A 23,839-nucleotide genomic window follows, 5' to 3' on the forward strand; every position below is an offset into this window, starting at 1 on the left:
AAGGTTTATATTAATCCGATGAGCATCCAGTAAGGCACTGCGATGGCAAGGATAAATACAAAACTCATAATAAGCTTGGTTCCCCATATTTTGGTAAAGTCTTTACCGCTGGTTAGGTTATATCCCATGAAAATAAGGACCAGCGCCCATTGGTATGGAAAGAGTATTTCAGTGGTGGCTACACTCATGGTGTAATAAATGACCAGAGGGCTTATGCCGAGGCTCAGGGCAATTTGTGTTAATGGGACGGTCAGTGTCGCGTAAGTCGCCAGTGGTGTCAAAAAGAATTTTACCACGACGCAAACCAGCCAGACTGCGCCAATTACGAAAAAAGCGCTTTTTCCCTGAAGCATGGGCAGCACTGCGTCTGCAATGATCTGTCCAACGCCCAGAGAGTTTGCGACATAACCAATAGAAAGACAGGCTGTGGTGAAAATAGTCATATTAAAGTTGATTTTACTGATATCCTCGGCTTTACCAACGTTAATCCCGGGGATAAAGAAGAGCAATGGAATTAAGGCAAAGCCCCAGCCCACATCAATGCCGTGCATGCCGCTTGTAAAGAGGAAGATAAACAACAGAGCCACAACAAAGATAGATCTTATTTCTGTTTTTGTTATTTTTCCAAGTTTAGCGTATTCCTCAACGGCGTAATCTTTGATGTTGATGGCAGTTTTTGGCTTGCAGAGCTTGATAACCATAAAAATACAGAGGGCCAGCCAGAGCACAAAGGGAAGGTTGTTAAAAAAGTACTGTATCCAGGTTACCTGAATTGGCATGACTTCTTTTCCTAAAGAGGGCATGATGGCGAAAGTTGGGTTATAGAGGAAGAAGGTCGGAAACCATGAGGCAAAGAATCCGCCCATCATAATGCCGGCACTTTCTCTGGATTTCTCGAAATTAAGAGCTTTGCAGATACCAAAAGATAAAGCGGCCATGGGAACAAAGGATTCCCCTGGTGCAATGAGGTTTAAAATGATACCCGCGAGAGTAAGTCCCCACAGAATACCACTGTAAGTTCCGCCGGTTTTGATAATACTCCATAAGGCAATGCGGTTGAGTAACCCGATGCGTTCGAGAACATTCGCCAGCAAAAATCCACCCATAAACATCCAGGGGATACTGCCATACCAGGCGGCAAAAGCAACGTCCGGAGCTGCTACATTCAGCAGCATGTAGGAAATTGGAAGGGCTATAGCCACAATAAAGTTAGGCAAAAGGCCAAAAGCAAAGAGTAAAATCGCGGTAATGGTAATGGCGCTGAATGTGCGGAGCGCGGGGGTAAAAACCCCCTGCACCGGTATCAGCATTATAAGAATAGGCACAAGTAAGACGCAGATCCACTTGACCAGATTTTTGCGATCCATTTTTTTCAAAGTATCATTCATAACAATCCCCCCAAATACTTAAATAATGGTAAAAATCATCCGAAACAGCATTTCTTCATAGGATTGTAAAATGGGATTAACAGTGTCTTTAAGCTGAGTTTCAATTTCGTTTTTTTCAATTTTCTGCCAGTCTGTAAAACAGGGAGATTCAAAACGCGGCACCTTGGTGTCGGGCTTTTCATATTCGGCTGTTGACGCTTTGACAGCAGTGCCTGCGTTGGCGTAATTGGTATTTTCAGCGACATATTGAATGACGGCAGCATAGTTTTCCATATTGATCGTATCAAGGGACATGGCGCTCTTATCAAAATCAAAAATATAGCGTCCGCCGGGTGCCATGATGTCGATCATTTCCTTTGCTTTATCAATGCACTGCTGTTTAGTCGCAGTTTTTATATAGGTGATGGGATACAAGCCGGAGAGAATGTGTTTATTGCCCAGCTTTTCCTTAATAATTTTTGGATCGCCGTATTCAAATAAGATTCTTGTATTTGCTGGAAGATCCTGCAGTAAATCAAGATAGCGCATCCAGTCATGTTCACAGAAAAGCGAGGCGGTTTGTCCGTGTTCTGCCATGATATGGATAAATTTTGAGAAGCTTGGCCAATACAGTTTCTCAAAATCTTTTTTTCTCAGGTAAGTTCCCAGATGGAGCGGCATGAATACTTCGCCAAGTTTATGAGGCTTTGGCGGGAGCCCCCTTTTCACCTGCATGGGCAGCATCGCCTCGCAGGCTTCCAGAATTTTTTCCGGACGCTGGCGCACATCCATGTAAATCCCTTTAATGCCTCTTAAAAAATCACCGATTAAATCAAAGGAGGCCTGGCAGAGGGTGGTTGAACCTTCCGGTGGTGAATAGTAGCCGTATTTGGCAAAAATCGGTGCTTTTATAGAATCAAATTTTGCCAGATAATCATAAAAAGCTTTCATCGCTTCTGCGAGCGCCATTCCGCTTCTTGGTGAATGACTGTCAAGGTTTTCAAATATACGCGGAAGAGATTTCGTCACAATAAAGGCGAATGGATCCTTAATAAATTCATCATATTCATCAGACTTGAGTGTTTCAAGGTCGACATGCTGCATATAACCAGTCTGCCCCATGGAGTAGCCTCTTGAGCCCAGAAGCTTGAAGACCGCCGGGTTTTTAAGAATCCCACCCACTGCCGGTGTGTCGGAGGGAATCATTTCGCAGACCTTGTCTAAAGCCCTGGCAATACTGTCTGCATCTAAATCCCAAATCGTTTTTCCAACAGGGATGTCTGAATATTCCAAAGCAGCCTCAGGCGTCATACTTGCCACTATTGGAACACGTTTTGGGATAACGCCGCTGTAGACATCTTCGAATAACTTTGTCCGTTCCGCCTTTTTTTCCTGTGCTGGTGTCAGCTTTTGTTCATTCATTTTTTTACCTCATATATTTTTATTTGCATTGCAATGCTTTTATAAAATTGTGTATTTCTTGTTATTACGAATCAATAAGTTTTAAAGACATGTTTAACGGCAAGGATTGAGCTTTAGTGACAGAAGGAAGATTGAAGCTTAGACTGAAAAACCATTGGACTGGAATTTTTCAGATCAGTCTGCCAATTTTCTATATGATAAACAACCAGAGTACTCTTTCAACCGGGAGAGAAGCATGCTGCTCATAAGCATCTGGAAAACAGCATTTGCTCAGGGTGAAAATACAACCTCTATGGAGTCAGGGTTTATGATATTATAAAAGATAAGAGTGGTAAGGCGGCAATGGGGTCAGCTCATTCCCAGAAGTAAAAATAACAATCGCTTTGAGTATAGGAGCTAAAAACGTTTTAATATTTAAGTAAAAAGTTACTTCTGGGAATTGATAAAATAGTAATTGCAGGATAAAGAATGTGAATCAGGCAAACTTTATTTTATCAGTAGATACCGATTTTTTTATTTCCGGCTTTTACCTGCGGATGTAAGGGTTTTTTGTTAAGCTGATTCGTATTTAAGTTGATTTTACAAAGATTATATAAAAACGTCAATTGAATCACGGGAAATGTCAATTTTCACGTGTTGACAGATTATGGACAAAAAAGAATTTAATGGAGGGGAAAATGAAAAGGGATCAGGAATTATCACGTTTAAACTATCTGATGGATTTATTTCATGTAAAAGGAACCGACTTGGCAAATTATCTTCATGTCGATACCTCTTTGGTCAGTAAGCTGAAAAATGGGAAACGTAAGCTCAACGTCAACTCAGAAGCCTGCGGGGAGATCGCAAATTTTTTTATTCTCCTGGATAAAGAGACAGAGTACCGCACTGTTAAAAAGCTTTTGGCCGAAACCTATCAGGAAACCGATGATCTCACAAGAGAGGCTCTGGTCATATTACTGAAGCGCTGGCTGACCTCCCTTGATGAGGTAAGCGCCGGAGGAGGAAGTTTTACAGATAAGACAGTCTATACCGCCAAGGTAAAAACATTTCAGGGAAAGAACGGCAGAAGAAAGGCGGCTCAGGAATTTATCCAGTCAGTTTTGCTCGAAAAAACACCGCAGGAGGTATACGTGCTCGACTGGACCGAGCATTATAGCTGGCAGTCTGAGGACACCGCGTTTTTTACCGAGTGGAAAAAGCAATATTTAAAAGTTGCAGAAGCCGGACACCGGATTACATTTTTAATCTCACTAAATCATAGCATTGATTACCTTATTAACACGTTGCTGTACCGGCTTCCCATGCTTCTTACCGGAAATGTCGAGTATCTCTATTACCCGGATTACTCCTACATGCTGTATAAACCCAATATTGTCGTGCTGAAAAATAAGATGGCACTTGCGAAAATTTCGTCTGATGATATCACTCAGAAGGATATTACCCACATGTATACGGATATCCCAACAGTCCGCCATTGTGAAGAGATGGTACTTGCGGCCAAAAAACACTGCCGGCAGTCGCACACCGTTATTCCAAAAAATCAGGTGCCAAGCACCTTTGAGGAATTTTCAGGACAATACGGGAACGCATATATAAAGAATGATTTGTCCTTCTTTATGAATATGCCAAAGGATAATTTTAAAAACATTTTAGAAAAAAATGAAATTCCGTCGGAGAATATCAAAGCTTTTTTTGAAAGCTTTCGGAATTATAATCAAAAGTTTTTAAAGGACATTAAAAATTTTGAATATCATTTACTCATCGATAAGGAAAGTCTTATCCGAGGGATGTGCGATGACAAAACAAAAGCCAAGGAGCTGGAATTATATACAGGACAGATGATATACTTAGAGAGCGGGGATATCCGCAGACAGGTAGAGTATCTGATCTGGCTTTTGAAAAATTTTCCCAATTTTCAAATTGCGTTTTTCAGGAAGAATCAGGGAAATTTGCTGGACGGGCTGGATTTGTGGATAAAAGAACATGGCTCTGTGTTAATTAATAAAGAAAATAACGAGGATGCTTTTGTTTTGATGAATGAGTCATCAATATGCGCCGCTTTTTATAACTATTTAGAAAAGTACTGGTATTCTATTCCCTTTGTTGACCGCGAAAAAGAGGAAGTTATCCGACAACTGAAAAACATGCTCTGATTTTATGATCACTGCGAAAATTTACAGATTTTTTTGAATGATAACGGTATAGAAGCGTATATTTAAGGATTAGGAGATATGATTATACCATGTCAATAAAATGGCGATTGAATATAAGGAGGGAAAAATGAATAAGGAAATCATCATCGGCGACTGGAAAATGCCGGAATGCGATACAGAAGCGTCCATGAATATGTGGAACGCCCGGGCACAGGAGTTTGCAAAGCAGAGAGGTGTTGAGGATGACGACTGGGTGGCTGCTCTTGTTAAGCGGCACGGCATGCTGCCAGCGGACGGCGCGTTTCTGGATGTTGGCTGCGGCGCTGGAAAATACACGGTCTATTTTGCGAAAAAATGTGCCGAGGCCTGGGGAACCGATTTTTCGGAGGAAATGATTAAAAACGCTGAGCAGCGGGCCAGAGAGGCCGGAACAGGCAATGCTTTCTTTTCCTGCGATAACTGGCATACCCTGGAGATGGCGGACAAGGGCTGGAAAGGCAAGTTCGACTTTGTGCTGGCGAATATGACCCCGGCCATCCAGTCGGCAGAAACCTTTGAGAAGCTGACAGAAGCCAGCTGCGGCTGGTGCCTGTATATCCATCCGGTTTTGAGAACCGGCTCAGTGGCGGACCGGCTTAAAAAGAAAGTTTTTGGTAAAAAGCCAGATCCCCGCTATCCCCAGCTTCAGTATGCCTTTAATCTGCTCTGGGAGAAGGGGCTTTTTCCGGCTGTGGAATACCGGGAGCATAACTGGGTGCGCAGCTTTGAACTGGAACGAGCCGTCGATATTTTCAAAAACGACCTGAGAAGTAAAAGAACACTGACTGACGAAGAAGAGGCCAGTATCGAAAAATACCTGATCGAGCACGCGGTAAACGGTATTGTGGAGGAAGAGGTCCGGACAACCCAGTTTGCGCTGTACTGGGAGGTGTGATTAAAAAAGACTGGAGGCCAGCCTTTTAGCGTGTCAAAGAAAAGGCACAGTCCGAGACTGCGCCTTTTATCCAGATAAGCAAAAAGGTCCAGGCGCTGTGGTAAACGGCCAGGAATCGTGCCGCACTATAGGAACAGCCGGACACTGGCGAGATCAAGAATCTACTTTGGTGAAAAAGCTATCCGTGTAAGGGCGGTGCCCGCAGGACGCTTTTTCTTCCTTAGGTAAAAGGCTTCGTCTCTCAGGGGTTATGACAGACTGAAAGACTGGAGGGGGATTCCAGTCTTTTTTTGATATTATATAAGTCCGATAAGCATCCAATATGGAACAGCGATGGCAAGGACAAAGACAAAGCTTAAAACCATCTTGGTCCCCCAGATTCTGGTGAAATCTTTACCGCTGGTTAAATTATAGCCCATAAAAATAAGAACGAGTGCCCATTGATAAGGGAACAGGATTTCTGTGGTCGACAGGTTCATGGTGTAATAGATGACAAGCGGACTGATACCAAGGCTGAGGGCAATCTGAGTGAGGGGAACGGTTAAGGTCGCGTAAGTCGCAAGGGGTGTCAGGAAAATTTTAGCGACGACACAGACCAGCCAGACTGCGCCGATAACAAAGAATACACTTTTACCCTGAAGCAGCGGCAGCACTGCGTTGGCGATGATCTGGCCTATTCCCAGAGAGTTCGCAACATGACCAATGGACAGACACGCGGTGGTGAAGATGGCCATGGTAAAATTGATTTTACTGATATCGACAGGCTTGCCTACGTTGATCCCCGGAATAAAGAAAAGCAGCGGAATTAAGGCAAAGCCCCAGCCGACATCAATACCATGGAGGTCGCTGGTAAACATGAAAATAAATAATAGAGAGACCACAATGATGGACTTTTTTTCTTCAAGGGATACTTTTCCAAGTTTTGAGTACTCCTGAATGGCATAATCCTTAATATCAATCTGTTTTTTGGGTTTGCAAAGCTTAATAACCATAAAAATACAAACTGCGAGCCAGAGAACAAAAGGGATATTATTGATAAAATATTGAAGCCATGTTATCTGAACCGGAGCGACCTCTTTGCCTAAAGAAGGCATGATGGCAAAGGTCGGATTGTATAGAAAGAAAGTAGGAAACCATGAGGCAAAAAAGCCGCCCATCATAATGCCCGCGCTCTCTCTTGATTTTTCAAAATTTAAAGCCTTGCAGATACCAAAAGATAAGGCGGCCATTGGGACATATGCCTTGCCGGGTGCGATGAGATTTAAAATAATCCCCGCGATGGCAAGCCCCCAGAGAATACCGCTGTAGGTACCGCCCGTTTTAATAATGCTCCAAAAAGCAACTCTGTTAAGCAGTCCGATTCTCTCCAGAACATTGGCGAGTAAAAACCCGCCCATAAACATCCAGGGAATATTGCTGAACCAAGCGGCAAACGCGATATTTGGTTCAGCGACGTTCAGGAGCATATAAGAAACAGGCAGAGCGACTGCCACGACAAAATTGGGCAAAATATTAAAAGCGAACAAAAGAATTGCTGTGAGTGTGATGGCGGAGAAGGTTCGCAGCTGAGGGGTAAAAACACCCTGCGTGGGAATCAGCATGACGATAATGGGCGCAGCGATCACACAGATCCACATGATCAATGTTTTGGGATTTGTTTTGCGAATAGCATCTGGCATAGGGCGCCTCCTTTAAGTTAAATGATTGTAAAAATCATTCTGTAAAGCATGTCTTCATAGGATTGAAGAAGAGGATCGACGGTGGATTCAAGCGATGCTTCAATTTCCGTTTTGGGAACATCTTTCCAATTCGTGTAGAAAGGCGATGCAAATGAGCTGACCGTGGTATCTGGTTTTTCGTATGGAGTATTTTCAGGGCCTCTGGCTGTTGCTCCTGCGTTTTGATAATTGGTATTTTCAGCCACATACTGGATAACAGCCGCATAGTTCTCGATATTGATCGTATCGAGCGACATGGCGCTTTTATCAAAGTTGAAGATAAAGCGTCCGCCCGGAGCCATAATATCAATCATTTCCTTTGCCTTGTCAATACATTCCTGCTTTGTGCCGGTCTTTGTCAGGGTGATGGGATATAATCCGGATAAAATATGCTTATTGCCAAGCTTTTCCTTAATGACTTTAGGATCGCCGTATTCAAACTGAATCCTGGTATTTTCCGGAAGGTCCTGGAGCAGGTCAAGATAACGCATCCAGTCATGCTCACAGAAAAGTGACGCGGTCTGCCCGTTTTCTGCCATAATATGGATGAATTTAGAGAAGGAGGGCCAGTATATTTTTTCAAAGTCTTTTTTTCTTAAGTATGTTCCGAGATGGAGCGGCATAAAAACTTCTCCAAGCTTATGGGTTTTAGCTGGAAGGCCTCTTTTTACCTGCATGGGCAGCATCGCTTCACAGGCTTCAATAATTTTTTCCGGACGCTGGCGGACATCCATGTAAATGCCTTTAACGCCTCTTAAAAAATCACCGATAAGGTCAAATGATGCCTGGCATAATGTGTTTGCGCCTGCCGGTGGTGTAAAGTAACCATATTTTTTAAATACAGGGGCCTTAATCGCATTGAATTTTGCCTGATGGTCATAAAAGGCTTTCATCGCTTCGGCTAAAACCATACCAGCCCTCGGAGAATCGGTGTCCAGGTTTTCAAAGATACGGGGTAAGGACTTTGAAAGTGTAGGGATCCTTGATGAAGGCGTCATATTCGTCTGCTTTTAATGTCTCAAGATCGGTATGCTGCATATAACCAGTTTGTCCCATTGAGTAGCCTTTTGAGCCAAGGAGCTTAAAGACAGCCGGATTTTTTAAAATGCCGCCGACAGCCGGTGTATCGGATGGGATGAACTCACAGACGCGGTCCATGGCTGTGGTTATATTTTCAGGGTCGAGATCCCAAAGCGTTTTACCGACAGGAATTTCTGAATACTCCAGAGCGGCCTCAAGGGTCATTGAGGCTTTAATCGGTACACGTTTGGGGATAATACCACTGTATACATCCTCGAATAACTTTGTTCTTTCCGCCTTTTTTTCCTGGGCGCTGGTCATTTTTTGATCACTCATTTTATTATCCTCACATATTCAAATGATTTTTGAAGTTCAAATTTTTCTCCATTGCAATGGCCTGACTGAATTATATATTATCTTGTAATTACGAATCAACGAAATAAGAAGACTTGTCAATTTACAGCGGTTGACACTTAATTGACAGCGTATTCAAAAGGCCTAAATCAAACCGATCAGCCGCCAGTATGGAATATAAACCAAAAGCATGTAAAAAAAGTTAAGAATCATCACCGTTCCAAAAATTTTGGTATAGTCCTTTGTCTTAATTAAGCCAAAAGAAAAATAGAAAAGAGGGAGCGCCCATTCATAAGGAAAAAGGACCTGGCAGGAAGCCTGATACATCTGGTAATAGACCACCAGAGCGTTAATGCCGAGTGATTGCGCAGCCTGTACAAAAGGGACCGTATAGGTGGCCCAGATTGCCAGAGGGGTCAGTGCGAAGTTGGTAACGACGCAGATTATCCAGATAATCATGAGGGTAAGTGTAATGTTTGAAGCGCTGAGGTGAGGCAGGATCAGTCCGGCAATAAGACTGCCGAATCCAATATAGTTAGCCACATAACCGATGGACAGGCAGGAGGCGATAAAAACAATCATCCCAAAATTGACAGAAGTAAGATCCTCTGGCCTGCCAAGTTTTACGCCAGGAAGGAAGAAGATCAGTGCGACTAAAGGGAATCCCCAGGCAAGAGGCAGATGATGAAGGCCCGAGGTCAGGAAATACAAAAAGACCAGAGCGCTGACAAGCGCTGTTTTTTTCTCTGTTTTTGTCATAGGCCCCATCTGCGCAAGCTCATTTTGAGCGTGATGCACTGCGTTCAGCTTATGCTCCGGCTTTGTGAGCCGGGCGGTAACAAAGACAAGAATAAAAATCCAAAGGATACTGGGGATATTGTGATAAAAGTACTGAAAGAAGGTCAGATGTGTCTGAGTCACTGTTGAGCCTAATGTCTGCAGGTTATTGATTTCACTGCTGTAGATAAAATACTTTGGCATATAGGACGAGAAAAATCCCGTCAGCATGATCCCGGCAGAGGTAGATGATTTTCCAAGTTCCAGCGCTGCGCAGATACCATAGGTGAGCATGGCCATTGGGATATAGCTCTCCCCCGGTGCCAGAAAATTCATGATAAATCCGGAGAGCGTAATGGAGAGCAGGAGCTTGTAATAAGTATTGCCTGCGTGCTCAATAAGCATATAAGCGATTCTTTTAAGAAGGCCAGTCCGCATGAGAATGTTTGAAAGAACCATGCCGCCCATAAACATCCATGGAACTGTGCTCGTCCAGGGAGAAAATACCACCTCTGTGGGGGCGAGATTTGTAATATTATAAAATATGGGCAGAATGAGTCCAACAACAAGTTGGGGAATGTACCCAAAAGCAAATATAAAAATAGCCGTTAAGGTGATGGCTGAAAAAATCTTTATTTCATGGGTGAATACCTCATTTTCAGGGATCAGCATTATAATCGCTGGTACCAGAAGCGTCACAAACCAGGACCATTTTTCTTTATTAACCGCTGTGAAATATTTTTTTAGAGTGAATAGAGTATTCATGTACCTCTCCTTAAAATGGCATGTCGCTAAATATCAGATATTCGTACGTTGGTATGATTTTACAAAGAATTTTAAAAGCCGTCAATGTGCAGAAAGGAATTGTCAATTTTCTGAAATTGACAGTTTGTGGACAAAATTATAAAGGACGTCAAAAATTTTGCGGTGCGGCAGAAAAATACGGATATTCAATATTATCCGTTCAGTTAGAATAAATCAGTAAGGTGCCCACAGTCATTGACTTATAATAGGACTTCCGATATACTGAGCTTATCAGATCATAAGATTGGAAAAACGAGGCGTAGGGATGAGAGATAAGCGCAGACGCTCCGGCTGGCTGCGCAGTGGCGTTATTGTCATTGCGGCGGTTTTGGTTGTGATTGGCGTTTCTTTTATATATGTTAAATCCGTTGAGAGGAAAGTATCAGAGGAAACTGGGCAGTACCTGGAGGAGGTTGGAATCCAGAGCGCTGCTTTGATCAGGCAAAAATTTGATGATGATATTGAAAATCTTAAGGCCGCGGCAGTGGTCATTGGCGCGACAGACCTGGCGCTGGGCGATGACCAGATTATGGAGGCGCTGCGGCAGACCGATGAAGCACTTGATTTCAGAGATGTGGCTGTGGTCGGGGCAGACGGAGTAGCCTATGAGATTAAGGACAATGCCGTTTACACCTTTGACGTGTCAGATAAGGAGCACTTCCGGTACGCCATGGTGGGTGTGCCTGTCATCTCAAACCCGACAATGCCAAAGGACAACATGGAGGAGTCCATTGTGATGGCTGTCCCGGTTTACCGGCAGGGCGCCATCATTGGCGCGGTCATGGGCCGGTATTATCTGACCGATCTGACCGAGCTTCTGGATGTCAACACCTTTGACGGAAAGGGTTATTCTTATATGGCCCGGCGCAATGGCGAGGTTTTTGTCACCTCTAATAATGAGAATGCCGATAAAACACTGAAAAATCTGAATACGGATTTTGAGGACTCTTATTTTGAGGACCCCTTTGCCCTTCAGACCATGCAGGTCAATATGCTGGAGGGCAAAAGCGGCAGTGTGTCCTATGAGTGGAACGGCACAAGGCGCATTATGCGCTATCTGCCAGTGGGCATTAACGACTGGTATCTGCTCTCAGTGGTGCCCAATGAGGTGGTTGAGAGCCGGGCGGCAGGTCTGGTCATGCAGGCTGCGGTTTTCTGCTGCATTCTCTTCGGTGTATTTACCGTGCTCTGTCTTTATGTCCTCGGAATCCAGAAACGGAAAAATGAAGAGCTCCGCAGGGCCCATCAGGAGCTTGAAACCAATGAACGGCGCTATGAAATCGTCATGGCTCAGTCAAAGGATATTATTTTTGAGTGGGATATAAAAACCGGGCATATTTATCATTCGGACACGTTCAGGCAAAAGTTTGGATTTGAGTCCCCCAGCGAGCATTTTCCCGAGGCGGTTATTGAGGCCGGGGGCGTGCCCGAAAGCGATGAGGCGGTGTTCCTGCAGACCTACAGGAAAATTGCTGGCGGAGAGCCCTATGCCGAAGGCGAGTTCCGCGTGTATGACAGCAGCCATTACCCGCTGTGGTGCCGTTCCCGGGTCAGCCTGATTGTTGACGAAAACGGAGCGCCCAGCAAGGGCATTGGTATCCTGATGGATATTGATGAGGAAATGCGGGAAAAGGAAAAGATCATGGAAGCCGCGGAAAAAGATTTTCTGACTCAGACCTTCAATAAGGGCGCGGCGGAAAGCCGTATTCAGCTTTGGATGAAAGAAAACGCCGGCGTCCAGAGGGCCGGGCTTTTGATGATTGACGTGGATGATTTTAAACAGGTCAACGATACCTTTGGGCACATCTCCGGAGACCGGGTCCTGCGGGAGGTTACCAGGAAAATTTCCGGTATTTTCAGAGAAAGCGACGTTGTGGGAAGAATCGGCGGCGATGAGTTTGTCGTGCTTATGAAGAATATTCAGGATACAGAGGTGGTGACCAGAAAGGCGCAGGAGATCATCCGGATTTTTGAGAGCTGCCGCGTCGGAGTCCAGAAAAAATACTGCATTTCCGGCAGTATCGGCATTGCCCTGTTCCCGGAAAACGGAACAACCTATAAAGAACTGCTGGGTAAGGCTGATCAGGCGCTGTACTTTGCAAAGGCTCACGGAAAAAACCAATTCATTTATTTCAAAGAGAATTAAAATAAAAAAGCTTCGCTGTCCGGCGAAGCTTTTTTATTGGTTAAAAATTATGTTCGATGGGGCCTGTATGGTTGATCTGGCTGTAAACAATCTGTATCGGACATTGCGGCGGTTCAGGGGAAATGCTGCCAGGCCACCTGAAATGATTGTCATCCTCAAAGGGAAGGTTATGTAAAAGCGCATTGACTGTGTCCAGATAATAAGAAAAATTTCCGGAAATCGCCAGCGTTTTTTCAGGATAATCGCTATAGGACCAGTTTCCTTTTATGCTGTCACGTCCCTCAAGGATTCTGCCGCTGTTCTGCAGAAAAGGCTGACAGAAGCCCTCGCTTTTTACTGTGCGTTCAAGGGTGACAGGCTTTGAAGCGTTGACCGGGCTGGGCTCTGGTCTCAGGATTGTTTTTCCATAGGCCTTGAAAAATTCGGGATCGTCTAAAAACAGGATGCCGTCAACGGCGCGCAGAGTTTCCGGGTCGCTGGTTTGCAGCGTGCTGTAGCTGCCGTCTTCCTGGGGCAAACTTAACAAAAGCCGGCCGTCCTTAACGGACAGAAACTGGTATTCTCCGCCGCTGCTGAAAGCGGCTGTTTTATTTACCCGGTCCACAGCGATGTCCAGCGGGCCGCCGTTACCTTTTGCCACGGCGTTCACCCAGCTCCAGAAAGGCAGGTCTTCTAAAGAAGAAAAATCCAGGGTCTCCCCAGGACAGCCGCCGGTCAGATAAAGGCGGATAGAATAATTATTGCTGCTGTACAGGCTGTTGTTCATCCAGGACACAAAGGTGTCCTCAGCCTCGGCGGAGGCCTGCTGCGGCGCGTCCCCCTTATCCTCCAAAGCAATCTGATAGACAAAATAGATAAAAAATGCGGTGAGAATCAAAGCCAGGATAAGCCGTGTAGCCAGCATCCTTTTTTTCATTTTTTTAGTGTCATAGCTCATGTCAAACCTCCGTATGAAAAGCATATCATAAAGAAAAGCGTCTGACAATGGCATAGCAGGAGGGAATAAGGAGAAAGATTGTTAAAAACAAAACATAAGAAGCTTTCTGACAAAAAACGCGCAGCCTGTCCTTTTTATGCGTTGGGCGACAGGCTGCTTTTTGACAGTCTATTTATTCTTAAGCTGAAGGTTCTTGGGAATGTACTGATCAATGATCTTTTGCTGTATCCGGTCAAAATCGCCGGGCTCATACTCAGCGATGCGCTCAAGGTATTTTTTCCGGGCTTCGGCTTCAAGACTGGGACGGCCCTGGGCCATCCACTCCGCTGAGCTTTCTTTAAAGTATAAAGATGAGCGGTAGAAATCTTCCCGGTAAGCTTTGTCCGTTCTCGCCAGATAATTTCCGGCGGGGCCTGCTTTTAAAATTTTATCGATTTTCATGCGTTTTTCATCAATGGCGACAGGTGACAGTAATTTTAGAATGGACTGAACGTTTTCTTCGTCCATAATGAATTTTTCGTAGCTGATGGTATTATAGGAATCCAGTACGCCAAGAGATTGGGCAACCAGATCCGGACTTGAATGGTAGGCAAAATAAAACATCATAAAGGCTTCTGCGCCGCACTGGTAGTCGAGCTCCTTGGCGTCTGCCAGGCCAGTGGTCCCAAGGCTTGGCAGACCATAGAAGTCGGCCATATCCTTTTCGGCCATCATGCGGTAGGGAGATTCGGGTGTGGCTACAACACAGGAGGTGTAGCGCAGGTCGGAAAGCATGGAAATCAGGCTGTACATAACTGGATTTCCAGGGTTGATGGTCTGAGAAAGAGTGATGATTCCCAGCTTTTCAGCATTGCCCTGGAGCAGGGTTCCTGCCAGGGTCGGCGGTGTTGTTAAACCGGGCATTCCTGAGCCCTGGGCCCATAGAAGCTGGTTGCATCTGCAAAACGACAGTAAGGTTTCGCAGGTATCCTGGGTCAAACGAAAAGGTGACGCAGTGCTGATACAGATCATGGCGTAGACATCCTCGTCACGGACGCCGCCGTAAAATTGCTTGATCATTTCAAAGCTTTTGTCAGAAATTTCGCCGCCTTCACAAAAAGTTTGAAGCGGTTTGGTAGAATAAGCAAGGGTGATTGCCAGCCGGGTCATCGCGTTGTCGAGGGGTGACAGCGGCAGATCACGGGGTCTCAGCATATTTGCCCCTACTGTTCGCATTAAGCTGCTGGTTTCATGCAGTACTGTGAAATCCACCATGTCCTTCATGGTCGTTGGCCGGTAATGACCGTCCTCCAGGACATTCATAGGCCCAAGAGCCGGAGCGAGCTTTGTTCCGTCCTCCCGGATACTGAAAGCCTTACGTCCATCCCGTCCGCGAAGCATAAAGTCTTTGGGGGCCTGCTCTAAAGCAGCTTCAACCTTTTGCCGGGGATAGTAAACACGCTGTCCCTCAACACGAAACCCTGCTTTTTTACAGATTTCCAGGATTTCATCACTCTCGATGATCTCGCCGTTGTTTTCCAGCAGGTAAAGAGACTTTTCATGGATTAATTCCATTTCTGTTTTTGATAATACAGGTTGATAGTTTGCGATTTGCATTTTTTCCTCCATAAAGTAATACTATTGGTTATTGCTTGTTTTTGTTTTTAAAACTGATTTTTTCAGAACAAAGGTAGCAGCGATTCCAACAACACAGGAAACCAGGCACAGGATAAAGATCTGCTGATAGCCTGAGAAGCCGTTGGCGTCGATCATTCCGCCGCCGACTTTATAGAACCAGATATCGCTGGAATAGCCCACACAGGAAACAAAACCAGAGATGGTGCCCGTATATTTAGCGGAAATACCTGCTTCTGAAATCGGGATAAAGCTGCAGGTGACAGAAATATTATAGAGGGCAGATACCAGGCATAAGGAGGTAACAATTACCCAGGCAAGCGCTGGATTCAGCGGTGTGAAAAGAACCATTGCAAAGGCTAGGATTCCGATGACAAAGGCGATCCGCATGACGATCGACGACGCGCCGATTTTGTCGCGAAGCCAGCCGGCCAGCGGGTTGGCCACTAAGCGCACAACCTGCTGCCGGAAGATGGCAATGACTGAAATCCAGGCGACAGGAACAGCAAAGTATTCGCTCATGTAAGGCTGAAAATAACTTTGGGAAGACTTTGGAATGTAGGCACACAAAACAACAATGGCCATAATCCAGACAATGGGCATTTTTAATACCTTTCCAAGATCACGGAGATTGACTTTGCTTTCTTCGGAGCCTGTATCTGGCAGCGCTTCCTTTTCCTTGAAAATTACAAAGAAGATGAGCGTTGGAACAGCGACGACCAGAGCAAAAAAGATGATCAAAGCTTTAAAAGCAGTTATATTTTCGCCTAAACCGCTGTACAAAGCGGTTGCCGCAAAGCCCTCCAGTGCGCCAAAGATGCCGGAAAAGGCAAAAAACAATCCATAGAGCTTTCCCTGCTCACTGTCATCTCCCATAATGCGAATAAATTTGATGATCGCTCCCCAAAAAGTAAAAATGGTGGTAACGGCAAAGCCAAACTGAATGACAAGCATGATTGGAAGCGGAGGAATCAGCAGCATACAGAACCCGAGTGCGGCTGTTCCTAAGTAAGAGACTGTTATCAGGGCTTTAACGCTAAATTTGTCGGAGAGATATCCGCCGGGAAAGTATAGAATAACGGAAACAATCCCAAAAACAGTCATCATTGAGCCAATCTGTTCATTTGTAAAGCCAAAGGCCTGCTGTACAGGGATATAGTAGGTTTCCAGCATATACGGGAACTGCCAGACAGCCCCATAGCTGATCGTCACTAACAGAATGATAATCCACCTTTTCTTTTTAAAATCCATTTTCGCTTCTCCTAAATAAAATATTTAACCGGTTATGCTTGTTAGAATAATGCAAGTTGTGTGCCAAGTCTGTTTTTAATGAATATAACACTTAAAACTTTTTAAAGCATATAAAAAAGTGATAAAATAATGAATTCAGCAGATTAAACGATATAGCTCTTTGTGTTTTTGCACCATTTATGGTACAATATGTTCCTATAATGAACGCAGAGGTGCATGGAAATGTATAAAAAATATAAACCGAGTAAAGAATATCTGGCTTATCTGGATTCATTGCCCAAAAGCTTTTTTGTAACAGTGCTTGAAAACAGCTATAATGAGCATATTGTTTACGATGCTGATGGAAAAATTTTGTATGTAAATCCTGCCTGTATAAGGCATTATGGATTAAAGCCAGAAGAAATGATCAACCGTAATAATGCGGATGTGTATCAGGGCTACTGGACGCCTCCGGGACTTGATGTTTTCCATTCAAAAAAGGATACTGCGTTCCTGCGGCAATATTTTATCCCTTCAGATTCTGTTTTTTATACGATTGGCGTTCCTGTCCTCAATGAAGCCCATTGTATTGAGATGATTATTGGAACCGTGCAGGAAGAACCAGTAAAGGAATGGGATGTTGATTATAATAAAAAAAGCCGGTCCTCTAAGAGTCATTTTAAGTCGGAAGAGATTCCGTTGATCAGCGTTTCATATCAGTATTGGAAGGTTGTCAGTGAATTAAAAGAAGTATCAGAATCGTCCATCCCCATTATGCTCCTGGGAGAGTCTGGGACTGGCAAGACCTATATGGCAAAATATATTCACGAGAACAGCCATAAGGAAGGCCTCTTCATGACACTGAATTGTGCCGCAATTCCAGAAGCGCTTCTGGAGTCAGAGCTTTTTGGCTATGCCGGGGGCGCTTTTACCGGTGCCAGCAAAGCTGGAAAAGTGGGATTAATCGAAATGGCCAATGAGGGAACTTTATTTTTAGATGAAATTGGGGACATGCCGCTGTCAATACAGGCAAAGCTTTTAGATGTCATTGAAAACAAACGTTATCTGCCTGTGGGCAGCACAAAAATGAAATATGTGAATACGCGCATCATAACAGCCACCAATAAGGATATTGACCAGCTGGTGGACAAGGGAGAATTTCGGGAAGATCTTTATTGGCGAATCTGTACCTTTAAAGCCATTATTCCCCCGTTAAGAGAAAGAGTAAAAGATATTCTCCCCCTGGCGAACTTTTTCCTGAAACATTTTAATCTGAGCTATAATAAGTCGAAAAGATTTTCAAAAGAGATCATAAACTTTTTTCAGGAATACCCGTGGCCGGGTAATATCCGGCAGCTTAAAAACCTGATCGAACGCCTGGTGGTAACAGGCCGGGGAAATGAGATTGCCATGAAGAACCTGCCGGATTACCTTTTGGAGGAGACAAAGAGGCTTCCAGACTACCAAAAAACAGGTATGGGCCTAAACAAAAGAGTGGATGCCTTTAAAAAGGAGCTGGTACAAAAAGCATATGAGCAGTATCCAACCATTAGAAAGCTCGCGCAGGCCCTTGAGGTAAGCCCGACAACAGCCCAGAGATTAGTAGAGAAATACTGTAAAGAGGTTTCTGAAAGATCGTCGGAAATGTAAAAGAAGCAGCCCGCCACGGCTGCTTTTTTATTGGTTAAAAATTATGTTTGATGGGGTCGTATGATTGATCTGAAGTGAATAAGCCGCAGAGAAGAAAGATTGTTAAAAACAAAACATAGTTATCTTTAAGAAAAATAATTTTTTATGAGAAATGATTTACTTTTATTCCTTGCTGTGCTAAGATTAAACCATTACAAAAGTAAGGGGATTTAATATGTTTACAGAAATTGAAACAGACGTGCTATTGGAAGAAATTGCTCAGGGGGATGAATTGTATGAGAGCGATGCAAACAGAGCGATCGATATCTGGTATTCGGTTTTCCTGAAAATTGCAAATGAGAGTAAAGCAATGAAGAGCACCTATTTATATGCGGGCATCAGGGATTATTGGAAAGCGATGGAAATCAGCGGTTGGTTTGATGATCTGGTGTCGGCTTTCTTCTGGTCCGGACGCAATCGGGAGAAGGAGCGGGAAGAGTTCTGCAAAATTATGATGAATGATTTTGATACGGGCAATATCCGGAACGTTTTTCAGGTTAACCTGGCCGATCTTTTTTATCTGCAGGGCAAAGAAAATGAAGCCAATGCGCTGGTGGAAAACGCGCTTGCAGATTATCCGGTGAATTTTTTTGGCTGGCAGCGCTACGCTGAGCACTATACGAAAAAAGAAACAAAGAAAGATATGAACAAGGCTTACCGTATCTGTGAAAGAGGTGCGGCGGCATTTTTGAACAGCAGAATGGATGCCAGCATACTCATAGAAAACGGCGCGGATATTTTTATAGCGGGCTTTGCAGCGCTGTGCGAAAGCCTCGGAAAAGATGAGGAAATGGACTATTGGCAAAGAACAAATAAAGACCTGAAAGCACAGTGCGAAAGGGAAATCCGGAATCACAGAAAGTATGAGGCTTATAACATTTTGTATAAAGAAAAAGAAATAATAGAAACACTTGACGAGCGGGTGCTTTCTGAAATTCTCGATCCATGCGCAGGCTGCAGAAAACGAGGCAAATGTAAATCCAAATCCGCGTGAAAGTGATAAGAAGGACTGAGTTATCAGAGAAAAGAAACCGAAGATCTGGAGGAGGAGACGGCAGCATCGCCTGAAACGGCCGAACCGGTAAAATAAAATTTTAAAGCATTTCGGAAATAATTTTTTGTAAGAATAATTTACTTCGAAATGTATTATGATTAAACCATTACAAATTAAAGCAGATTAAGGGGAAAAAATGTTTACAGAAAAAGAAACAGCCGACTTGATGAAGGAAATGAGGAGAGGGTATAGCTTCGTAGAAAAAAATATCGATAAAACCATTGATGTCTGGTACCCGATATGGGAAAAGTTCGTTGAGGAAAACCGTAAAACGGGGAGCCGCAATTTTTTGGCCTGCCTTGACAGCAAGGCGAATAGCAGGGCATGTGTCAGCTTTGGGAACTGGCTTGGCGATCTGGAGATGGTGTTTTTAAATTCCGGAAGAGGTAAAGCGCGGGAGCGGGAAATCTTCTGCACGACGATGCTCGGGGAGTTTGAGCGGTCCTGGAGCACGGGAGATATTGAGCAGAACCTGGCAGAGCTTTATTATTTACTGGGAAAGCGTGAAGAGGGAGACGCCCTTTTTGAAAAAATGCTCGAGGAAGATCCTGAAGATGTCTATCTCTGGGCAGGCTACGCCAGAGAATATGGCGGAAGGCACGGTGACGATAATGAGAGGGCTTACACCATTTATAAAAGGGGAATCGATACTGTGCTGGCAGAATGCGCCAAGCAGCCTGAGTTGGATTTGCTCCACTACCGGGATATCGACCTCCTGTATGACGAGATCGCCGAGGTCTGCACCATTCTTGGCAAAACGGAGGAAGCGGACGAATGGCTGGAAAAAAGCCGGGCCGTCAGCAGGAGCGCGGAGGACCGCTATACGACGGTGACAGAGGCGCCTGATTTTTCCTGTGAACCGCCAAAACAGCAGCCCATCGTCGCCCCGCCAAAGGTTGGCCGGAATGATCCCTGCCCCTGCGGCAGCGGAAAAAAGTACAAGAAGTGCTGTTTGAATAAAGCAGACTAAACCTTGTTTTTGTAGCGTAAAAAAGCAGCCGTGGCGGGCTGCTTTTTTTATTTTTGGGCTCTGGGTACTTCCTCAACCGGGTCATGACTCAGCAGAAACAGGGTCAGAATCTCTTCCGCGTATTTGCCTTTATCCTTGGGGCAGCGCTCAAGCAGCTCCAGTATGGCTGAATATTTTGTACCCATGTACTCCCGCGGCCCATAGAGGATCGCGTCCGACGACATTTTGAGGGTGCTGCAGAAATAATTCAGGCTTTTGAGTGAAAAGCCCTTTGTGCCAAGCTTAATATCTGCCAGAAAGGTGGGGGTGATGCCGATTTTTCTGGCCAGCTGGTCCCGTGACATATTTAAAAAGGTCCGCTGTTTGCGGATGCGAAGGCCAATGGCCTTGTGGTCGAGTTCCTGCATTTTTCTTTCCTCCGTCATTGTGTTTTTTATCCGCGGGACAGAGGTTCAGCCCCGCTGCCCCGCAGAAGGCAAACAAAAAAGCCATGCAGGGCCAGACGTGACCATACACAGCTTCAAAAAACGAATTAAGGATACAGAAGTCCCCTCGATCTCTTTCTCCGAAAACGCGTTACACAAATACACTGCCTTATTACCTTGGCGCACAAAAAATCACTTGTGATAAAACACAAAATGGCATATAATAAATAAGCGGTACGTGCCCGGGAGGGCCGTTGTGTATGGTGGTGTCTTCACCTGCGCAAGCCGGTAATGTGTTCCCGCACATTGCCGGATGCCGCACTTTTTATTTGCTTTTGCTTTATCATTATATCCCCTCTTCTATAAATTTGCAAGCTTAATTGTGCATAACTCTTTTCAAAGTTATTTTAAATAAATTTTTGTCTTTAAAAAACACCGCCTGGCATTGCCGTTCTAAAAACGGTTTTGCAGGCGGCGTTTGTTTTTGTTAAGCTTGATTTAATTGTCTGAGGCGCGGGTCTTCTGGCTTAAAAATTTAGTCAGGGCTTCTTCACACATGGGCCGCGCGTAATAATAGCCTTGGATATACTGTACCCCGGAGGCCGCGACCTCCCTCTGATCTTCCAGGGTCTCAACCCCTTCGGCCACAACCGTCAGCGCATTGACTTCGGCCATCTCTACAATGCTGTTGAGCAGGGCGCGCTGTTTATGACTTGTGCAGATCTGCTGGGTCAGCGAACGGTCAATCTTGATGACGTCTACGGGCAGGTTAAAGAGGTAGTTGAGGCTGCTGTAGCCTACGCCAAAATCATCCAGGGCAATCTGGATGCCTGCCTGGCGCAGGGCTTCGAGAGTGGAAGAGGCGTGCTCAATGGACTGAATGAGGACGCTCTCGGTTAATTCCAGTGTAATCTGTCCGTTGTCTGCGCCGGAAGCGCGGATGATGCTGAGCAGATGGTCTGAAATGTTTTCCACCAAAAGCTGCTGAACCGAGAGATTGACATGTATGTTTTTTAAACCCAGAGCCTTGCCCTGAGCGTTGATAAACCGGCCCGCCCGGCTGAGGACATAATTGCCGAGCTGGTCAACCATGCCGCTGCGTTCTGCCAGGGCGACAGCCTGGCCGGCGGAGAAATAACCGCCGTTACCATCCGGCAGACGCACCAGCGCCTCTGCGGTGCTAAAGGAGCCTGTGGCCAGGTGCATGATCGGCTGATACCAGACCTCAAGGGTTTCCTCTTTAATGGCGGCTTCCAGCCGGGTTATAATATCGGCCTCGCTGCGGATAATTTCGTCCAGCTCATCATTGTAGAACATGATCTTCTGGCCGGACTCCTTGGCGTAGCGCATGGCGGACTGGATACGGTCCAGAAGAATTTCCGGGCTCGGGCCGTTTGCGGGGTAGAGGCAAACGGCTGTGCGCACCCGAAGGGTAAAGGTGGCGTGCCCGGCTGTGACCGGTGATGAGAGCAGGGTCTGGAGCTTGGTGGCAAAAGAGGTTTCATCCTCGCCAGACAGAGTAATGCCCAGAAAGACGTCACCGTTGATGCGGTACAGGTAGTTGCCGAAGAGCCGCGACAGACGCTGTACAACCTCATGCAAAATTCTGTCGCCGATATCTGCGCTGAACAGCTGGTTATACTGGCTGAAGGCGCAGATATCCACACAGAAAAGACTGAAGGGGCGCTTTTTATCATAGGAGATGAGCATGTTGGCGTCCCGCTGGTATTTTGACCGGTTCCCCACATTGAAGACCGGGTCAAAGTAGGCCAGCTGCTCAACCTGTTTCCGGTATTGATTAAAGGTTTTGGAGAGCTCCATCATTTCAAGGTCTGTATATTCGTCAAAGGTGACATTATTCTGCCCCGCGATCAGCTGGCGGCATTTTTCGGTAAGCCGGTGGGCAGGCGATTCGCTGGAACGGTGTTCATAATAGCTGTGTACCAGTGCGGTGATTTCCTTTTCGGCCTGGTTTCTGCCGGCGCTGCAGTGTCTGTATTGATAGTGGGTGGTTAAAAAGAGCTTCTTGCCGTTCAGGCGGGTTCTCAGCAGGAGCTCAAGCGTTACGCCCTTTGCGAAGTCCTCCTGCTGGTTAAGGCTCATATCCTCACAGACGGCGATGGCGAAATTGCCATCGCCCAGGCGCCCTGCGATAAAGGGGCTCTGGATAAAGGCATTGAGACGCTCGGGAATACTCTTTAAAAAGATGGATTCCTCTGCCGGGCCGATCAGCTGTGATACCTGATTGTAGCTTTCGTACACAAAGTAAAAAAGATAAACAGGGCCCCTGCTAGCGTCGGAGAGCCATCCATCCAGGGCGGCGGTAAAACCGGGCAGATTGTAAAGACCTGTCTGGATATCCACGGTGGAGACCTTCTTTAAAATCCATTTTCGTGTGAGGGACTGGTACATCGCGCAGGCCATACCCAGCATCAGAAGTGCAGCGGCAAAACAGCTGCTGATGATGACAGCCCGGTTGGTGGGAGAAATCCAGCCGTCTGTCGGCTGGATGCTGATGTTCCACTCTGTCGGCAGGTTAAAGGAGGTTTTTACCGCGTTGGAGAAATCGATATTACTGCCTGAAACGGCGATGACGTCCTTGCCGCCGTTTTGGGGATTAACACGCCATAATTCATAGTCATATCCCTGGTCTGAGAGATACTGGAGGCTGAGCTGCCCCAAGACATACTCGCTGTCCAGAGCCAGGGCTACCTCCCCCAGATAGGCGTTGTCCTTGACAAAGGGCTGCAGAAAGAGAAAGACCGGCCGGTCATCTGATGCGCCCTCCAGCACAACAGGACCCTCGATCACAAGTTCTTTGACGACCTTGGAAAGGGTAAAAATATAGGATAAATCCCTCAGGCTCTGACCTGTCTGATAGCCGAAGGTTTCCCTGGGAAGGGCGCTGGTAATGGTATCGCCTTCGATCAGGCAGACATAGCGCACCTGCTCCTGCGAAAGCAGAGGCGCCGCTGCGTTTTCAAACCAGGCAGTGCTGCTTCTGTCCATGATCAATGCCATTTGGGCCAGGGCGTCAGCTTCGTTTAACCGGCCCTGAAGCTGAAATTGGATATCTTCACTGTAAAAATGGAGAATCTGCTCCGCGTCGCTCCGGCGGATGCCGGTCAGCGCCCGGGTCATGCCCATACCCAGTGCTGCGGTGAAAGCCAGGATTAGCAGAATAACGGCACAGGCCAGAAGCCGCCGCTTGACACGCTGTTTCAT

Annotated in this window: 16 protein-coding genes and 1 pseudogene; 6 read left to right on the top strand and 11 right to left on the bottom strand. The window is 45.6% G+C overall.

Annotation, left to right across the window (positions count from 1 at the left end):
- Positions 1-5: 5 nt before the first annotated feature.
- Together FYJ53_RS12145 and FYJ53_RS12150 are read right to left on the bottom strand one after the other, a co-directional pair.
- On the bottom strand, positions 6-1,388 hold the full coding sequence (locus FYJ53_RS12145; RefSeq protein ID WP_148428539.1) for an SLC13 family permease: 1,383 nt from the start codon (positions 1,386-1,388) through the stop codon (positions 6-8).
- Positions 1,389-1,406: 18 nt separating this feature from the next.
- Positions 1,407-2,789 carry a hypothetical protein gene (locus FYJ53_RS12150; RefSeq protein ID WP_013378464.1) on the bottom strand — a complete coding sequence of 461 codons (1,383 nt, stop codon included), beginning with the start codon at positions 2,787-2,789 and terminating at the stop codon, positions 1,407-1,409.
- A 677-nt stretch (positions 2,790-3,466) separates the two neighbouring features.
- On the opposite strand from FYJ53_RS12150, the gene FYJ53_RS12155 reads away from it, so the two are divergent.
- Together FYJ53_RS12155 and FYJ53_RS12160 are read left to right on the top strand one after the other, a co-directional pair.
- Positions 3,467-4,942 carry a hypothetical protein gene (locus FYJ53_RS12155; protein WP_148428541.1) on the top strand — a complete coding sequence of 492 codons (1,476 nt, stop codon included), beginning with the start codon at positions 3,467-3,469 and terminating at the stop codon, positions 4,940-4,942.
- Between the two features lie 127 nt (positions 4,943-5,069).
- Positions 5,070-5,876, top strand: coding sequence for a bifunctional 2-polyprenyl-6-hydroxyphenol methylase/3-demethylubiquinol 3-O-methyltransferase UbiG (locus FYJ53_RS12160; protein ID WP_187367925.1), 807 nt, complete (start codon positions 5,070-5,072; stop codon positions 5,874-5,876).
- 296 nt (positions 5,877-6,172) lie between these two features.
- Here the strand turns inward: FYJ53_RS12160 and FYJ53_RS12165 are convergent, their stop codons facing one another.
- The 4 genes from FYJ53_RS12165 to FYJ53_RS12175 form a co-directional block, all read right to left on the bottom strand.
- Complete coding sequence (locus FYJ53_RS12165) at positions 6,173-7,555, bottom strand: SLC13 family permease (RefSeq protein WP_013378468.1); 1,383 nt, start codon at positions 7,553-7,555, stop codon at positions 6,173-6,175.
- Between the two features lie 17 nt (positions 7,556-7,572).
- Positions 7,573-8,592, bottom strand: a complete 1,020-nt coding sequence (locus FYJ53_RS12170) for a uroporphyrinogen decarboxylase family protein (RefSeq protein WP_243143978.1) — start codon at positions 8,590-8,592, stop codon at positions 7,573-7,575.
- Positions 8,537-8,950 (bottom strand): hypothetical protein, encoded by a 414-nt coding sequence (locus FYJ53_RS21510; protein ID WP_243143979.1) that lies wholly within the window; start codon positions 8,948-8,950, stop codon positions 8,537-8,539. The genes FYJ53_RS12170 and FYJ53_RS21510 overlap by 56 nt, the downstream gene beginning before the upstream one ends.
- A 162-nt stretch (positions 8,951-9,112) precedes the next feature.
- Entirely contained in the window at positions 9,113-10,510 is a 1,398-nt protein-coding gene (locus FYJ53_RS12175) for an SLC13 family permease (protein ID WP_148428545.1), read from the bottom strand.
- A 304-nt stretch (positions 10,511-10,814) separates the two neighbouring features.
- Between FYJ53_RS12175 and FYJ53_RS12180 the strand changes: the two genes are divergently transcribed.
- Complete coding sequence (locus FYJ53_RS12180; protein ID WP_148428547.1) at positions 10,815-12,695, top strand: diguanylate cyclase; 1,881 nt, start codon at positions 10,815-10,817, stop codon at positions 12,693-12,695.
- Between the two features lie 40 nt (positions 12,696-12,735).
- Here the strand turns inward: FYJ53_RS12180 and FYJ53_RS12185 are convergent, their stop codons facing one another.
- The 3 genes from FYJ53_RS12185 to FYJ53_RS12195 all read right to left on the bottom strand — a co-directional run bounded on the left by FYJ53_RS12185 (position 12,736) and on the right by FYJ53_RS12195 (position 16,497).
- Positions 12,736-13,632, bottom strand: a complete 897-nt coding sequence (locus FYJ53_RS12185) for a hypothetical protein (RefSeq protein ID WP_013378473.1) — start codon at positions 13,630-13,632, stop codon at positions 12,736-12,738.
- Positions 13,633-13,800: 168 nt separating this feature from the next.
- Positions 13,801-15,228: a trimethylamine methyltransferase family protein gene (locus FYJ53_RS12190; protein ID WP_187367926.1), complete on the bottom strand. Its 1,428-nt coding sequence runs from the start codon at positions 15,226-15,228 to the stop codon at positions 13,801-13,803.
- A 21-nt stretch (positions 15,229-15,249) separates the two neighbouring features.
- Positions 15,250-16,497 carry a nitrate/nitrite transporter gene (locus tag FYJ53_RS12195; protein ID WP_148428551.1) on the bottom strand — a complete coding sequence of 416 codons (1,248 nt, stop codon included), beginning with the start codon at positions 16,495-16,497 and terminating at the stop codon, positions 15,250-15,252.
- A gap of 222 nt (positions 16,498-16,719) precedes the next feature.
- On the opposite strand from FYJ53_RS12195, the gene FYJ53_RS12200 reads away from it, so the two are divergent.
- From FYJ53_RS12200 to FYJ53_RS21880, 3 genes and pseudogenes are all read left to right on the top strand, one after another.
- A complete protein-coding gene (locus tag FYJ53_RS12200; protein ID WP_013378477.1) occupies positions 16,720-18,126 on the top strand; it encodes a sigma-54-dependent Fis family transcriptional regulator in 1,407 nt (468 codons plus the stop codon).
- Positions 18,127-18,340: 214 nt separating this feature from the next.
- Positions 18,341-19,159, top strand: a complete 819-nt coding sequence (locus FYJ53_RS12205; protein WP_148428553.1) for a hypothetical protein — start codon at positions 18,341-18,343, stop codon at positions 19,157-19,159.
- Positions 19,160-20,111: 952 nt separating this feature from the next.
- Positions 20,112-20,189, top strand: a pseudogene (locus FYJ53_RS21880) (SEC-C metal-binding domain-containing protein); the annotation flags it as partial.
- Between the two features lie 47 nt (positions 20,190-20,236).
- On the opposite strand, the gene FYJ53_RS12215 reads toward FYJ53_RS21880, so the two are convergent.
- Both FYJ53_RS12215 and FYJ53_RS12220 read right to left on the bottom strand, forming a co-directional pair.
- Positions 20,237-20,596 (bottom strand): helix-turn-helix domain-containing protein, encoded by a 360-nt coding sequence (locus FYJ53_RS12215; protein ID WP_148428555.1) that lies wholly within the window; start codon positions 20,594-20,596, stop codon positions 20,237-20,239.
- Positions 20,597-21,112: 516 nt separating this feature from the next.
- Complete coding sequence (locus tag FYJ53_RS12220) at positions 21,113-23,839, bottom strand: EAL domain-containing protein (RefSeq protein ID WP_148428557.1); 2,727 nt, start codon at positions 23,837-23,839, stop codon at positions 21,113-21,115.

Source organism: Eubacterium sp. BL-380-WT-2B, from assembly GCF_009696115.1.
Taxonomy (GTDB): Bacteria; Bacillota; Clostridia; order Eubacteriales; family Eubacteriaceae; genus Eubacterium; species Eubacterium callanderi.

What these genes read in the sequence shown, in the direction of transcription:
- FYJ53_RS12145 (WP_148428539.1), bottom strand. Translation starts at nt 1,388, where the DNA reads ATGAATGATACTTTGAAAAAAATGGATCGCAAAAATCTGGTCAAGTGG.
- FYJ53_RS12150 (WP_013378464.1), bottom strand. Translation starts at nt 2,789, where the DNA reads ATGAATGAACAAAAGCTGACACCAGCACAGGAAAAAAAGGCGGAACGG.
- FYJ53_RS12155 (WP_148428541.1), top strand. Translation starts at nt 3,467, where the DNA reads ATGAAAAGGGATCAGGAATTATCACGTTTAAACTATCTGATGGATTTA.
- FYJ53_RS12160 (WP_187367925.1), top strand. Translation starts at nt 5,070, where the DNA reads ATGAATAAGGAAATCATCATCGGCGACTGGAAAATGCCGGAATGCGAT.
- FYJ53_RS12165 (WP_013378468.1), bottom strand. Translation starts at nt 7,555, where the DNA reads ATGCCAGATGCTATTCGCAAAACAAATCCCAAAACATTGATCATGTGG.
- FYJ53_RS12170 (WP_243143978.1), bottom strand. Translation starts at nt 8,592, where the DNA reads ATGACGCCTTCATCAAGGATCCCTACACTTTCAAAGTCCTTACCCCGT.
- FYJ53_RS21510 (WP_243143979.1), bottom strand. Translation starts at nt 8,950, where the DNA reads ATGAGTGATCAAAAAATGACCAGCGCCCAGGAAAAAAAGGCGGAAAGA.
- FYJ53_RS12175 (WP_148428545.1), bottom strand. Translation starts at nt 10,510, where the DNA reads ATGAATACTCTATTCACTCTAAAAAAATATTTCACAGCGGTTAATAAA.
- FYJ53_RS12180 (WP_148428547.1), top strand. Translation starts at nt 10,815, where the DNA reads ATGAGAGATAAGCGCAGACGCTCCGGCTGGCTGCGCAGTGGCGTTATT.
- FYJ53_RS12185 (WP_013378473.1), bottom strand. Translation starts at nt 13,632, where the DNA reads ATGAGCTATGACACTAAAAAAATGAAAAAAAGGATGCTGGCTACACGG.
- FYJ53_RS12190 (WP_187367926.1), bottom strand. Translation starts at nt 15,228, where the DNA reads ATGCAAATCGCAAACTATCAACCTGTATTATCAAAAACAGAAATGGAA.
- FYJ53_RS12195 (WP_148428551.1), bottom strand. Translation starts at nt 16,497, where the DNA reads ATGGATTTTAAAAAGAAAAGGTGGATTATCATTCTGTTAGTGACGATC.
- FYJ53_RS12200 (WP_013378477.1), top strand. Translation starts at nt 16,720, where the DNA reads ATGTATAAAAAATATAAACCGAGTAAAGAATATCTGGCTTATCTGGAT.
- FYJ53_RS12205 (WP_148428553.1), top strand. Translation starts at nt 18,341, where the DNA reads ATGTTTACAGAAATTGAAACAGACGTGCTATTGGAAGAAATTGCTCAG.
- FYJ53_RS12215 (WP_148428555.1), bottom strand. Translation starts at nt 20,596, where the DNA reads ATGCAGGAACTCGACCACAAGGCCATTGGCCTTCGCATCCGCAAACAG.
- FYJ53_RS12220 (WP_148428557.1), bottom strand. Translation starts at nt 23,839, where the DNA reads ATGAAACAGCGTGTCAAGCGGCGGCTTCTGGCCTGTGCCGTTATTCTG.